Genomic DNA, 13,449 nt, shown 5'->3' on the forward strand with positions numbered 1-13,449 from the left:
GCATAGATACCAGCAGGACCAGCGCCAACAACGGCGACACGCAACGGACGAGAGCTGCTCACAGGAAAGAACGCCTTCCGGTCGAGGAGGGGAGGGGCGGTCCACGCCGGGGTCGGCAGCCGCACGCTTCGACGGTACGTCCTCAACCGGGGTTGAGGTCAAGGTGCGCGGTGGAGACTGCGGGGAGGACCCTGGGGACGGCCGTGCGTGACCGTCAACTGATCATCGACCTGTCCGTGAGTTATCAGTTACCGCGTAAGTGATAACTTGTCGAAGTGGTGGGTTATCAGATGCGCTGGCCCTCGCTGGCCGCCGAACAGCTCGAGTGGCTCTCCGTACGCGAGAGCACGACGGGCAGGAGACCCGCGCGCCGCTACACAGCCTCAGTCGTCCCACCGATCGCCGACCTGCCCGTCGTGCTCCCCGCCCCTCTTTCCGCCGAGGTCGAGGACGCATCCCGTGAGATCACGCGCTTCGACACCGAGATGGGCAGCGAGCTCGCACCCTTCACGGCAGTCCTCTTGCGCAGCGAGTCCGCCGCGTCGTCCAGGATCGAACGACTGACTGCGTCCGCCTGCCAGATCGCCATGGCCGAGCTCGGAGCGGCAAGATTCGGATCCAACGCGCCCGTCATCGTTGCCAACACACGCGCGATGCGCGCAGCCCTCGCGCTGGCCCACCAGCCCGACCAGGACACGGTCCTGCACATGCACCACGCCCTCATGGAGCACGACGACCCAGAACAGGCGGGACGTTGGCGGACTGAGCAGGTGTGGATCGGTGGCGTAGACCACTCGCCGGCGGGAGCCGACTTCGTCCCTCCGCACCACGAACGGGTGCCGGGGGCAATCGACGACCTCATCGCATTCATCAAGCGTGACGATGTCCCTCCGTTGGCACACGCCGCGATAGCCCATGCGCAGTTCGAGACGATCCACCCGTTCACCGACGGCAACGGGCGCACCGGGCGCGCTCTCGTCCAGGCGATGATGCACAGCTCCGGGCTGACACGAAACGTCACGATGCCGCTGTCCGCGGGGCTCCTCGCGGACGTCGACTCGTACTACGCCGCTCTCGACACCTACCGACAAGGGCACCCGGAGGGCCTCATCAGCCAGTTCGTCCACGCCAGCGCTCGCGCGGTCGACAACGGACGCCGCCTCGTACAGGAAGTTCGCTCGATCCGTGCCGGGTGGGACCACCAGATCACGGCGCGCCGAGGTGCGCGTACCTACGAGGTCGCCGACCTCCTCACCCGCCAGCCGGTCATCAACGCACAGGTCCTCAAAGAGGTGCTTGGGATCGGGCCGACGAACGTCCGGCGTCACATGGACCCGCTCACCCAAGCCGGGATCGTCACTGAGACACGGGTCCACCGCAAGGGCGTCGTGTGGTCGGCCCTGCAGATCCTTGGCGCACTCGACGACTTCGCCGAGCGGGCCGGCAAGCGCCGCCCCGGCTACGGAAAGGCAGGACCTCTGCCGTCTTCACCTGAGGACTCTGGAAGCCCGGACGGGTCCGCAAACCGTCAGGGCTCGTAGCCCTCGACGAAGCCCGTGATCTCCCTGCGCATCACGTCCTCGCTCAAGGGCTCCCGTGTGGACGTCCCGATCGAGAACCCGTACCCCTCGATCGGCCCGTTCTGCCAGGAGAAGTCGTAGCTCCCGGGTTCGTGGGGCCTGTCGGTGACCGTGAACTCCTGGCCGTCGACCGTCAGGTGCCACACCTGAGGTGACCTCCGAGGTGCAGCGCTGACACGGCTCTGCAGCCGCTCGATCCGCGGCCGCAGGAGCGCGTCCGTCGCCGCCGGGTCCTCCCACGTCTCCACGCTCACGAGCAGCCGGTGCGGGCCGAGGTCCCGGTGCCACGCACCGCCCACGGGAACGAGCTCGACGTCGTAGACCACCGGGACGTCCGGGTCGCCGATCGGCTCCGGGACGTAGCCGTCGGGCAGGTCAGCCTCCGAGAAGAAGAAGCTCGGTCGCACCATCTCCTCGTGCCATGCCCGCGCCTCGGCCGCGACGGCCCCGAACACCGCGGCCAGCCGCTCCGACGCGGGCTCGACGTCGCGCCCGGCGGGCACCTCGGTCAACCGGTCCCACCACTCGCGCCACTCGGCCGCGAGCGCCGCGACCTCGTCTCCCGGCAGGGCCTCGACCGCGACGCGGGGAACGAGCGCCGGGACGTCGTCGGCCACGGGAAGCGCGAGACGGTCGCGGACGAACAGCGCGACCGTGAAGCCGACGCCACGCCCTACGTTGATGCTCCGCAGGTCCTGGGGTTCGTGCGTCATCGCTCACCTCGTCGTCGGGCCGGCGGGCGCCGGACCGCCCATGCTAGGCCGTCGGTGCCGTCCCACCGCACGCGTCGCGTGCCCGCATGTCCGCCCCTCACGCTGCAGGTGACGGCGCCCACCACGGCGACCCGGCGGCTCGTCGCTCGACTCGGGTCCCGGCCGCGGGCGGCTCGCAGGTGGCCGCCACGGGTCCCCGATGACCTCGCGTCGAGGCCCCGGTGAACGCCTCGGGAACGTTCGGGGAACGGGGCCGCTCACGCCACTTTCCGGTCACTTCGCCCTCCTAGGGTGACGGCGTCCACCCGCTCGTGACTGGAGCCCCACCCCATGACCTCCGTGTCAGCCCCCGTGCGCCCCGCGCCACCCGCACGTCGTCGGACGATCCCCGGACGGGCCCCGACGGCCCGGTCCCGCTTCACGCGCCCCACCCCACGGGCCTTGCGCACCTGGCTCGCGTTCCTGCTGCTCGCGGGGCCCAACGTGGTCCTGCTGCTCGTGTTCGTCTACCGCCCGCTGCTGCAGAGCTTCTACTACTCGACCCTGCAGTGGAACATGGGCTCCCCCACGGCCCGCTCGGTCGGCCTCGGCAACTACGTCGAGTGGTTCCAGGACCCGACGACGGCCGACGTCATGGTCACGACCGGCGTCTTCACGGTCGCGACCGTGGGCGGCTCGCTCGTCCTGGGCCTGGGCCTGGCCCTGCTGCTGAACCGCCGCCTCAAGGGCCGCGGGTTCGCGCGGACCGTGGCGTTCGCGCCCTACGTCCTGTCGGGTGTCGCGGTCGGCATGCTGTGGCTGTTCATCTTCGACCCGCGCTACGGCCTGCTCTCGGCCGGGCTGCGCGTGATCGGGCTCGAGTCCCCCGACTGGTACACGACCTCGCCCTGGGCGCTCGTCATGATCATCGTCGTCTACCTGTGGAAGAACGTCGGGTACGTCGCCCTGATCTTCCTGGCCGGTCTCCAGGCCGTCCCGCAGGAGCTCAAGCAGGCCGCGGCGCTCGACGGTGCGTCGTCGGCCCGCACGTTCCGTTCGATCGTCCTGCCGCTGCTCGCGCCCACGACCTTCTTCCTCACGGTCACGACGCTGCTCAGCTCGCTCCAGTCGTTCGACATCATCCAGGCCATGACGAAGGGCGGGCCGCTCGGCTCGACCACGACCCTCATGTACCAGATCTACGAGGAGGGCTTCGTGACCGGTCGGGCCGGCTACGCGTCGGCCGTCGCGACGATCCTCTTCCTCCTGCTGCTGGTCGTCACGGTCGTCCAGCTGCGCTTCGTCGAGAAGAAGGTGCACTACGCATGAGCGTCCAGAACCCGGTGCGAGAGTCCCCTGCCCCCGCAGCGCCCCAGACCCCGGCCTCGACCTCGGGCGCCTCCGGCGCTCAGCACCCCGGGTCACCCGTGGACGCACCACCGGCCCCCGGCGGTGCCGGCCACCGCCAGAGCGGCGGCCGACCGCCGGAGCGCAGGCGCCGTCGTCGGCCCCTGCACCTGGGCTCGTACGCGACCCTCCTGGTCGCGACCGTCGTCATGGCGCTGCCGCTCGTGTGGATGGTGCTCGCGAGCTTCAAGCGACCCGACGAGCTGTACTCGATCCCGCTCCAGTGGCTCCCGCAGAACCTCGACCTCGCGAACTACGTCCAGACGACGCAGAGCATCCCCGTCGGGCAGCTGTTCCTCAACAGCGTGGGCCTGACGGTCGTGGGCTCGACCCTCAAGCTGCTGCTGGGCCTGTGCTGCGCGTACGCGCTCGTGTTCCTCGACTTCCCGTTCAAGCGCGCGGTGTTCGTCCTGGTCCTGTTCACGCTGCTCATCCCGCAGCAGATCACGATCATCCCCAACTACACGCTCGTCGCCCAGCTCGGGTGGCTCAACACCTACCAGGGCATCCTCGTGCCGGGCCTGGCGAGCGCGTTCGGGACCTTCCTGTTCCGTCAGCACTTCCTGTCGCTGCCGATCTCGATCCTCGAGGCCGCCGAGCTCGACGGCGCGGGCCACTGGCGCAAGCTGTGGCGGTTCGTCGTGCCGCTGTCGTACCCCACGATCGCGGCCGTCGCGCTCGTGTCCGTGGTCGCCGAGTGGAACGACTACCTGTGGCCGTTCCTCGTGACCGACGACGCCGAGAAGATGACGCTCCCCGTCGGCCTCACCCTCCTGCAGAGCGTCGACGGCATGAACAACTGGGGCGTCCTCATGGCCGCGACCGTGCTCGTGACCCTCCCGATCCTGATCGTCTTCCTGTTCCTCCAGCGCCGGCTCGTCGCCGGGCTCACCGCCGGAGCCGTGACCGGCTGACGCGCCGGTCCTCCCCCTGTCCCCCCGGCATCTGCCGGGTCGCTGTTCCCCACCCCAAGGAGCATCACGTGAACCAGCCCCTGCCCGCCCAGTGGACCCCGTCGCGACGCGACGTGCTGCGCCTCGGCGGCCTCGGCGCCCTCGCCCTCTCCCTCGCCGCGTGCGCGGGACCGACCGTCGGCGGCGGCACGTCCGCCCCGTCCGCCTCCGCGGGCACCGACTGGTCGAAGATCAAGCCCGCCTCGCAGATCACGTGGTGGAGCAACCACCCCGGCGCCTCCAAGACCATCGAGGAGGAGCTCATCCGCCGCTTCAACGCGAAGCACCCCGACATCGCGGTCAAGCTCGTGACCGCGGGCGCCGGGTACGACGAGGTCGCGCAGCGCTTCCAGGCCGCGTCGTCGTCGAACAACCTGCCGGACCTCGTCATCGCGAGCGACGTGTGGTGGTTCCGCTACTACGTCAACGGCCAGGTCATGCCGCTCGACGACGTGTTCACGCACCTCGACGTCGACGTCGCCGACTACAACCCCACGCTGTACGGCGACTACTCGTACGAGCAGAAGCACTGGGCCGTGCCGTACGCGCGCTCGACGCCTCTCTTCTACTACAACAAGACCATGTGGGCCGCGGCGGGCCTGCCGGACCGCGGCCCCGCGACGTGGGCCGAGCTCGCCGAGTGGGCCCCCGCCCTGCGCGCCCAGGTCCCCGCCGACGGCGCCCCCCTCGGCCTCGCGACCGGCACCTCGTGGGCCGCCTGGTGGTTCGAGAACATGCTCTGGGGCCAGGGCGGCCAGTACAGCGACGAGTTCACGGTCACGCTCGACACCCCGCAGGCCCTGGCCGCGGGCGACTTCCTGCGCGACCTGTTCCACGGGTCCAAGGTCGCGGGCGTCGGGACCGACGCCGGAGCCGACTTCGCCGCCGGCATCTTCGCCTCGACCATCGGGTCCACGGGCAGCCTCACGGGCCTGCTCGACGCCGCGTCGTTCGAGCTCGGCACGGCCTACCTGCCCGACGGCCCCTCCGGCTCCGGGACGCCCACGGGCGGCACGGGCCTGGCGATCCCGGCCTCGCGCACGCCCGAGCAGCAGCTCGCCGCGGCCATGTTCCTCGCCTTCATCACGGACCCGGAGAACACCGCATACTTCTCCCAGAACACCGGGTACATGCCGGTGCGCACGTCCGCGGTCGAGGGAGAGACCATGAGCAGCATCTACGCGGCCACGCCGCAGTTCCGCACGGCCGTCGACCAGCTCGCCGAGAAGTCGCGCTCGCAGGACTGGGTCCGGGTCTTCGTGCCGGGAGGCGACCAGATCCTCACCGACGGGATCGAGCAGATCGTGCTCAAGGGCACGCCCGCCGCCGAGGCGTTCGCGTCGATCACGCCGCGCCTGGAGAAGGCGTACCAGGAGAACGTGGAGCCCTACCTGTGACGGGCGCGTTCCGGGTCGTCGCGCACCGCGGGAACTCGTCCGTCGCCCCGCAGAACACGCTCGCCGCGTTCGAGGCCGCGTGGCGTGCGGGGGCCGACAGCATCGAGATCGACGTGCAGCTCACCGCCGACGGCGAGGTCGTCGTGATCCACGACGACACGCTCGACGCCACGACGGACGGTACCGGCCGCGTCGACGCGCTGCCGCTCGCGGACGTCCGCGCGGTCGACGCGGGGTCGTGGTTCGCCCCGGCCTACGCCGGGCAGCGCGTCCCCACGTTCGCGGAGGTCGTGGACTTCCTCGCGACGCACCCGGGCATCGACCTCCTGCTGGAGGTCAAGGGCGACTGGGGGCCCGACGACGTCCGCAAGGTCACCGAGCCCGTCCAGCGCGCCGGGCTCACCGGCCGCGTGATCGGGCAGAGCTTCTGGCCCTCGACCGTCGCAGCGCTGCAGAAGGTGGCCCCGGACCTGCGCCGCGGGCTGCTGATCGGCGAGCTCTCCGACGACCTCCTCGCGACGTGCGCCGACCTGGGCGTTATGACGTGCAACCCCGCGGGGCACCTGCTCGTCGAGCGGCCCGGCCTGGTCGACGAGCTGCACGACGCCGGGCTCGAGGTCCAGGTCTGGACGTTGAACGAGCCCGCACAGTGGACCCTCGCCCTGGTCGCCGGCGTCGACGCGGTCATCACCGACCGCCCCGACCGGCTGCGGGGGTGGCTCACGGGGCGCTGACGGCTGGCGGCTCGCGGCTGGCCGCTGGTGGCTGGCCGCTGGTGGCTGGCCGCTGGTGGCTGGCCGCCGGAGAGACGAGGGCAGATGCCCCTGGATCGGTCGATCCGGGGGCATCTGCTCACTGCTCGGCGTGCAGACCGTCAGCTCCTCGCGTCGACCACCCGAGCACCCGACACCACACCCGAGAGCCCTCGCCGGTCCCGCGTGAACAGGACCGAGACGACCGCCACGAAGGCGACGAGCCCGCCCAGGGGCGCTGCGACGTCGGGCAGGAGACCCGCCGGAAGGTCGGCCAGGATCAGGCACAACCCCCACAGCCCGCCCGTCGAGAGGCCCCGGACCGCACGGCGGGCCGTCGTCCCCCGGCCCAGGCCGTCCGGGCCGATCGGCCCCTCGGCGGTGTCCGGCGCCCAGCGCGGCTCGAGCCACATGGCCCGCTGCCCCCACGACGCCCCGCTGCCCAGGAACGGAGGCACGAACAGGACCAGCACCACAGGGACCACCGTGCCGAGCAGCACCTCGACCGGACCCTGCCCCAGCGGGACCTCCCGCCCTACCGCGACCAGGACCACCCGGTACGACAGCACCAGGACGAACCCGACGGCCGACACCAGCGCAGCATCGAGCAGCATGCCCAGCCACCGCCGCCACACCGTGACCCGGCGCGGGACGCCACGCTGCGCCGCGAGGTCGGTCGACCGCGGCATCCACCGCAGGACCACGGGCGCGATCAGTGCGCCGACCAGACCGCCCAGGGTGTTCGTCAGGAGGTCGTCGACGTCGGCCAGGCGGTACGAGCACGGAATGAGCCCGAAGATGCCCGTGCCCTGGGTCGTCTCGATGAGCAGAGACGCCGCGAACGCCGACGCCACCGTGAGCGGCAGCCGCCACCCGAAGAAGCGCCGCACCAGCACGCCCCACGGGACGAACAGCACCACGTTGAACACCGTCTGCAGCACCGCAGGGCTGCGCAACGTCGCCGCCGCGGACAGGCCCGCCGTGTCCCGGCGGATGTCCTCGACGAACTGGAACGGGTTGAGCTGCGGCCCGGAGAACCCGTGCTGCGTGCACCACTGCGCGAGGTCGCCCGAGGGCAGCGGCAGGAGCGTGTAGGCCACGAGCGCGACGCCGTACACCGCGACCGCCGCCGACCCGAGCAGGCGCAGACCGCTCAGCCGCCCGTACCGGCGGTACTGCCAGACCACGACCGGCAGCAGGAACATCACGAAGACGACGACTCCGCCGATCACGCCCACGTACGCGGGCCAGGTCCACCTGCTCACGACGAGACCCTAACCAGGGGTGCACGCCGCGGCTCGGTGGGCATGGGTCGTGTGCGTCACGTCGGGGGGCGAGAGCGTCACCGTCGGGGGGTGGGAACGTCACCGTCGGCGGGCGGGCGCGTCCCCCTCGGGGGGCGGGAACGTCACCCTCGGCGGGCGGGCGCGTCACCCTCGGCGTCAGGCGTCCCCGTCGTGACCGGCGTCGCCCTGCGACTCGCCGCGACCCAAGTCGCGGGCGCCCGGGCGCGCCCCCGCACGGTCGGCCTCGACGGCCTCGTCGACCTCGTCCCGCGGCTCCGGCTCGTCCCGCTCGTCCTCGACCCGGTGCCGCTCGGCCGTCTCCTCGCGCTCGTCGATGACCTCCTGGCCCGGGCCGGCGAACGCCTTGGAACGCTCGACCCCCTCGGCCGTGCCGCTGAAGAAGGCCGACTCGGACGCGCCGCCGGGGAGGTCCTCGGGGCCGATCTCCCCCGTGGCGCCAGGGTCCCGTGCGCCCGCGAGCGCCGCGTCGACCGGCGCCATGACCCGGGTCTCGACGACGTCCTGCGGTGCGCTGACCGTCCCGATCACGCGCGTCTGGTCGCGCACCGACACGCGCCGCGTCGCCTGACGGGTCGACAGGGGCGGCTGCCCCGGGATGCCCGGACCCACGGGGATCGCCGGCGGGAGGTGGACCTCCGGTTCAGGGATCGCGGGTTGGGCAGCGGCGCCGTCGGCCTGCGGACGACCAGGCGCGACGTCGGGCTCCTCGGCGATCCGCCCCTCCTCGACGCCCTCGAAGCGGGTGCGGGGAAGCGAGTCGGCGCTCGACCGCTGGAGCCACTCCACGAGCCCCTCGCGCACGAAGCACCGCAGGTCGAACAGCGTCGGGGCGTCCCGTGCGCTCACGAGTGCGCGCACCCGCACGACGCCGTTGATCGCGTCGGTCACCTGCAGGATGCCCACGCGCTGGTCCCAGAGGTCGGTGTGCGCGAGGAGCCGCTTGAGCTCGGCCCGCATGGCGCCGAACGGCACCCGGAAGTCCAGGTCGAGCTCGACCGTGCCGAGCAGGTCCGCGGCCCTCCGCGTCCAGTTCTGGAACGGCGTCGTCGTGAAGTACGTGCACGGCATGATGAGGCGCCGGTCGTCCCACAGGTGCACCACGACGTACGTCATGGTGATCTCCTCGATCCGCCCCCACTCCCCCTCGAGCACCACGACGTCGTCGACCCGGATGCCGTCGGTGAACGCGATCTGCATGCCCGCGAAGACGTTCGCGAGGGACGTCTGCGCCGCGAGGCCCGCGACGATCGAGATGACACCGGCCGACGCGAGGATGCTCGCGCCCGCGGCACGCGCCGCGGGGAACGTCAGCAGGACCGCGGCGATCGCGCAGATCACGATGATCGCGACCGTCAGGCGGCGCACCACGATGATCTGCGTGCGGATGCGCCGGGCGTGCCGGTTGTCGACCACGTCGACCCGGAAGCGCTTGAGCGCACTGTCCTCGAGGACGAACGCGAGCGCCCCCACCCACCACGCACCCGCCGCGATGAGCGCGATCAGGAGGGCGTGCTCGACCGCGGGACGCCAGCTCACCGACGGGTCCGTCGTGACCCGCACCGCGATCCACACCGCGACGATCATGAGCACCGCACGGTCCGGGCGGCGCAGCCGCTTCGAGATGTCCCGTGCGAGCTCGCTGCGCCGCCCGAGGCGGTTCACGACCGCCGAGACGATCGTGCCCAGCACGAAGGCGACCACCAGCGCTCCCGCGACGGCGGCCAGGGTCAGTGCGACGTCGGTCGCGTTCTCGATCTCGTCGTCCATCCGTCCACGCTATGGCCGGGCGCTGGAAGTCGCCTGGACAGGCGCTGGGTGAGCGGCGCCGTCGGGCGGGAGGGTCCGTCTCCTCAGCGAGCGAGCCACGGTGCCAGACGGCGCGTCACCCACGGCAGGACGGCGTACGTCATGATCGGGGTCAGCACGAGCGTCGTCACGAGGACCCTCGGGACCACGGGCAGCTCGCCGAAGCTCGGGACCGCCCACGAGACGAACAGCGTGAACGCGAGGTTCACGGGGAAGAACCCGAGCCAGATGCTCACCGACTGCTTCCACCGGGCGGGCGCTCGCTCGGCGCTGATCTGCGGCTCCTCGACGCGGGCGGGTGCGTCGAACCAGCCCTCGATGCCCGTCCTGCGCTCGACGCGCTGGTCCTCGACGAGCCCCTGCCCCTCCTGGAGCCACGCGACCCGCTCGGGCGAGGAGTCCCACGCGTCGAGCGTCGCCTCGTCGGCGAAGCGGTAGAGCATGTGCCAGTCGTGCGAGTCCTTCGCGGCGCGCACCCAGCCCGACCCGAGGAAGCCCGGGTACGTGTTGGCCATGTTGACGCCGGTCTGGACCCAGCGCGTCGCGTCCGGGACCAGGTCGGGGTGGATGCGGCGGTGGATGGAGACGGTGACGGGTCGGTCCGGGGATCGCCCGGCCGTGCCCGTGGAAGGAACGGTCATGAGGGCGAGTACACGACGCCGACGTTTCCGGGGTGTGACGACCCGGCCGTCGTGGGACGGCGCGTCCCGACAGGTGGGCACCGCCCGGCGGCCGCGCGGTGCCCTGCCGGGCGTCTTCCGGGTGCGGCTCAGCACCTTCCGGGGAGAGCGTTCGCTACGCCGAGGCCCCGTACTGGTCGAGCAGGTGCCGCGAGACCGTCTCGATCACGCCGTACGGGATCGGCTCCGAGAGCATGAACTTGAGCGTCCCCTTCGAGGCCCGGTACGGGGCGACGAGCCGCTCGAAGTCCGTGTCGCCGTCGGGCACGGGATACAGGCTCACGTGGTGCTTCCACCCCGCGAAGTACACGACGACCCTGCCACGCACCGTGACGGCAGGAATCTGGTAGCTGATCTTCTCGCCGGCGTCGGGCACGACCCGGTGGATCGTCCGGCGCATCTCCTGCAGGACCGCCTGGGTCTCGGGCGGGAACGAGCCGATGTAGTCGTCGACGGTCGCGAACGTCCCGGTCATGCCGGCCTCCCCGTGCTCGGGCCCCGCGGGCTGCGGGAGTCCTTCCCCCTACTGTCTCGCGCGAGCGGGTGAAGGGCCTGCGGAGCGTCACCCTCGGCGGGGCAGGACGTCACCCCCGGCGGGGCAGGGCGTCGCCCTCGGCGCGCCTGGTCGGGCCGACCCGACCATACTGGCGACATGATCTCCTGGGACCTGGCCCTCGCCCTGCGCGAGGCCGGAGTGCGCTGGCACCCCGAGTCCGGCGACCGGTTCCGGCTCCTGGCGACCGGCCCCTCGGGTGACCTCTTCACCGTCAGCGACATGACGATCGAGCCCCACGAGTTCGACACCGGCGTGATCCTCGGCTTCAACGGCACGACGGAGTGGGCGCTCGACTCCGTGGCCCTCGAGGACGCGCTCTGGCACCCGCTCGAACCCCAGCTCCGTGCCCTTCTCGGCGGCACGTTCCGCTGGCTCCAGCGCTTCGTCGAGGACGACGACGCCCCGGCCTACCTCGTCGAGATCGAGCTCGGCGGGCGCACGCTCACCTTCCGCGGCCACGACCCGGCCGACGCCTACGGCGAAGCCCTGCTGCACCTGGTCGCGGCGTCGTCGGGCCCGGTGGACCCGTCGCCCGGCCCCTCCGACACCCACCGCGACCCCGCGGGCGGGCACGGGGTGGTGCCCTGAACGCCGAAGGTCCACCGGCGGACCCGCCGTCCGAGCAGGCAGCACCGCCCGCCCTGCACGACGGCCCGCCACCGGACCCGGAACCCGAGACGTCCCCCACGAGCAGCCCCGGCTCCCCGCCCCGGCCCGACCACCGGTTCCCCCTGCTGTCCGGGCTCCGCCACGCCCCCTCGACCTTCCGCAGGCTCCTTCAGGCGCTCGGCAACGACGCAGCCCCCGACGACGAGCCCGAGGTCCCGGAGATCTCGCCGGACCTCGTCCCGCTGCTCCGCACGCTCGGCCGGGCGATGCTCGACTCGGGGCAGTCCGTCAACGACGCGCAGGACGTGCTCAAGCAGGTCGCCGACCTGCACGGTGCCCGCACCGTGCAGACCCTCGTCCTGCCGACGTGCGTCTTCATCCGGGTCCAGACCGCGTCCGGCGTCGTCACGGACTTCACCGACGCCGCCGGCAGCGGGCTCGACCTGGACCAGATCGGTGCGCTCTACGCGGTGATCCGCAAGCTGCGCAACCAGACGATCACCCTCTCCGACGCACGGGCCGAGCTGCGCGCGATCCGCCACCGCCCGGCCCGCTTCGGTGCCGTGCTGACGATCGTCGGGCACGCGATCCTGACGCTGGGCTTCGGCCTGATCCTCAACCCGACCCTGGACCTGCTGCCCGTCTTCCTGGCCCTGGGACTCGGTGTCGGGGTCCTGCGCTGGCTCGCCGCACGCTGGCCCACGCTCAGCACGGCCCTGCCCGTCGTCGCGTCCTTCCTCGTGACGGTCCTGGCGATCCAGGTGGTGCACCCCTGGCTCGGCGACAGCCCGCTGCAGGTCCTGGTCCCGCCGCTCATCAGCTTCCTGCCCGGGTCGGTCCTGACCGTCGCCGCGATCGAGCTCACGAGCAACCAGATCGTCTCGGGCGCGAGCCGGCTCCTGTACGGGATCGCCCAGCTCCTGCTGCTCGTGTTCGGTGTCGTCGCGGGTGCGGCGGTCGCGGGCGACCTGGTCTCCGGGCAGGTCGGCGAGCGCATGGGCTGGTGGGCGCCGTGGGTCGGGGTGGTGCTCGTGGGCGTCGGGCAGATGTTCTTCGCCTCGACCCCGCGCCGGAGCCTGCCCTGGGTGCTCGTGGTCCTGTTCGCGGCCTATGCCGCCCAGCTCGTGGGGTCCTACGTCGCCCCCGAGATCTCGGGCTTCTTCGGCGCCCTCGTGATCGTGCCGCTCGCGACGCTCGTCGAGCGGACCCGCACCGGTCCCCCGGCGATCATCACGACCCTGCCTGCCTTCTGGCTCCTGGTGCCGGGCGCCCTGAGCTTCCTGGGTCTGTCGGAGCTCGTGGCCGGGGACACGGGCTCGGTGCAGGACATCGCCAACGCCGTCGTCGCCGTCTTCGCGATCGCGTTGGGCATGCTGGTGGGTACGGCGCTGACTCGCGACGCGAGACGCGTCGGTCGTACCTTCTTCACCGAATAGGCCCGGACCCGGCACACCATCACCAGCGGATCCTCGCCGCGCAGGGCCAGAGCGGTCACAAACGTAGTTGAAGATGGAACGAGTCGGCAGGCACCGAGGACCGTCCTCGCATCCCATCTGCCGGCGCACGCGGCTCCCATGTCATCCGGACACGCCGCGACTCAGGCCGCTGAGGCTCCAAGAACGATTCCCGTCACCGCGACGGCACGGTACGGCGTCGAGCTCCCGCTCGACCGCCGCAGTGCGCACGCGGTCCCGGCCTCGGCCCGACGAA

12 protein-coding genes are annotated in these 13,449 nt (G+C 71.7%); 7 read left to right on the forward strand and 5 right to left on the reverse strand.

Translation table 11 applies throughout. The features are described from left to right. The first annotated feature begins 275 nt into the window (after positions 1-275). Positions 276-1,541, forward strand: coding sequence for a Fic family protein (locus ACFVQ3_RS04595; RefSeq protein ID WP_387635653.1), 1,266 nt, complete (start codon positions 276-278; stop codon positions 1,539-1,541). On the opposite strand, the gene ACFVQ3_RS04600 is transcribed toward ACFVQ3_RS04595, so the two are convergent. Then, a complete protein-coding gene (locus tag ACFVQ3_RS04600; protein ID WP_387635655.1) occupies positions 1,529-2,293 on the reverse strand; it encodes a hypothetical protein in 765 nt (254 codons plus the stop codon). The two genes, ACFVQ3_RS04595 and ACFVQ3_RS04600, sit on opposite strands and share 13 nt — an antisense overlap. Before the next feature lie 330 nt (positions 2,294-2,623). Here ACFVQ3_RS04600 and ACFVQ3_RS04605 point away from each other — a divergent pair, with 330 nt between their 5' ends. The 4 genes from ACFVQ3_RS04605 to ACFVQ3_RS04620 all read left to right on the forward strand — a co-directional run bounded on the left by ACFVQ3_RS04605 (position 2,624) and on the right by ACFVQ3_RS04620 (position 6,763). After that, complete coding sequence (locus ACFVQ3_RS04605; RefSeq protein ID WP_387635657.1) at positions 2,624-3,601, forward strand: carbohydrate ABC transporter permease; 978 nt, start codon at positions 2,624-2,626, stop codon at positions 3,599-3,601. Further along, entirely contained in the window at positions 3,598-4,593 is a 996-nt protein-coding gene (locus tag ACFVQ3_RS04610; RefSeq protein WP_387635660.1) for a carbohydrate ABC transporter permease, read from the forward strand. The genes ACFVQ3_RS04605 and ACFVQ3_RS04610 overlap by 4 nt, the downstream gene beginning before the upstream one ends. A 68-nt stretch (positions 4,594-4,661) precedes the next feature. Continuing rightward, positions 4,662-6,029, forward strand: coding sequence for an ABC transporter substrate-binding protein (locus ACFVQ3_RS04615; RefSeq protein ID WP_387635662.1), 1,368 nt, complete (start codon positions 4,662-4,664; stop codon positions 6,027-6,029). Continuing rightward, positions 6,026-6,763 (forward strand): glycerophosphodiester phosphodiesterase, encoded by a 738-nt coding sequence (locus ACFVQ3_RS04620; protein ID WP_387635664.1) that lies wholly within the window; start codon positions 6,026-6,028, stop codon positions 6,761-6,763. Before ACFVQ3_RS04615 ends, ACFVQ3_RS04620 begins: the two co-directional genes overlap by 4 nt. 140 nt (positions 6,764-6,903) lie before the next feature. Here the strand turns inward: ACFVQ3_RS04620 and ACFVQ3_RS04625 are convergent, their stop codons facing one another. The 4 genes from ACFVQ3_RS04625 to ACFVQ3_RS04640 form a co-directional block, all read right to left on the reverse strand. After that, entirely contained in the window at positions 6,904-8,046 is a 1,143-nt protein-coding gene (locus ACFVQ3_RS04625) for a VanZ family protein (protein ID WP_387635667.1), read from the reverse strand. Positions 8,047-8,223: 177 nt separating this feature from the next. Then, positions 8,224-9,855, reverse strand: coding sequence for a mechanosensitive ion channel family protein (locus ACFVQ3_RS04630; protein ID WP_387635669.1), 1,632 nt, complete (start codon positions 9,853-9,855; stop codon positions 8,224-8,226). Positions 9,856-9,938: 83 nt separating this feature from the next. After that, positions 9,939-10,535: an antibiotic biosynthesis monooxygenase gene (locus ACFVQ3_RS04635; RefSeq protein WP_387635672.1), complete on the reverse strand. Its 597-nt coding sequence runs from the start codon at positions 10,533-10,535 to the stop codon at positions 9,939-9,941. Between the two features lie 154 nt (positions 10,536-10,689). Continuing rightward, the gene (locus ACFVQ3_RS04640) at positions 10,690-11,049 is read right to left on the reverse strand and encodes an iron chaperone (RefSeq protein ID WP_387635674.1); all 360 of its coding nucleotides are present in this window, start codon (positions 11,047-11,049) and stop codon (positions 10,690-10,692) included. Positions 11,050-11,226: 177 nt separating this feature from the next. Between ACFVQ3_RS04640 and ACFVQ3_RS04645 the strand changes: the two genes are divergently transcribed. Together ACFVQ3_RS04645 and ACFVQ3_RS04650 are read left to right on the forward strand one after the other, a co-directional pair. Beyond that, positions 11,227-11,718, forward strand: coding sequence for a hypothetical protein (locus ACFVQ3_RS04645; RefSeq protein ID WP_387635676.1), 492 nt, complete (start codon positions 11,227-11,229; stop codon positions 11,716-11,718). A 263-nt stretch (positions 11,719-11,981) separates the two neighbouring features. Next, positions 11,982-13,175, forward strand: coding sequence for a threonine/serine exporter ThrE family protein (locus ACFVQ3_RS04650; RefSeq protein WP_387636074.1), 1,194 nt, complete (start codon positions 11,982-11,984; stop codon positions 13,173-13,175). Positions 13,176-13,449 lie beyond the last annotated feature (274 nt).

Source organism: Oerskovia sp. NPDC057915 (assembly GCF_042887685.1).
Lineage (GTDB): Bacteria > Actinomycetota > Actinomycetes > Actinomycetales > Cellulomonadaceae > Oerskovia.

Excerpts from the sequence above, each read along its gene's own strand:
- ACFVQ3_RS04640 (WP_387635674.1), bottom strand. The coding sequence starts at position 11,049 with ATGACCGGGACGTTCGCGACCGTCGACGACTACATCGGCTCGTTCCCG.
- ACFVQ3_RS04600 (WP_387635655.1), bottom strand. The coding sequence starts at position 2,293 with ATGACGCACGAACCCCAGGACCTGCGGAGCATCAACGTAGGGCGTGGC.
- ACFVQ3_RS04610 (WP_387635660.1), top strand. The coding sequence starts at position 3,598 with ATGAGCGTCCAGAACCCGGTGCGAGAGTCCCCTGCCCCCGCAGCGCCC.
- ACFVQ3_RS04635 (WP_387635672.1), bottom strand. The coding sequence starts at position 10,535 with ATGACCGTTCCTTCCACGGGCACGGCCGGGCGATCCCCGGACCGACCC.
- ACFVQ3_RS04605 (WP_387635657.1), top strand. The coding sequence starts at position 2,624 with ATGACCTCCGTGTCAGCCCCCGTGCGCCCCGCGCCACCCGCACGTCGT.
- ACFVQ3_RS04630 (WP_387635669.1), bottom strand. The coding sequence starts at position 9,855 with ATGGACGACGAGATCGAGAACGCGACCGACGTCGCACTGACCCTGGCC.
- ACFVQ3_RS04645 (WP_387635676.1), top strand. The coding sequence starts at position 11,227 with ATGATCTCCTGGGACCTGGCCCTCGCCCTGCGCGAGGCCGGAGTGCGC.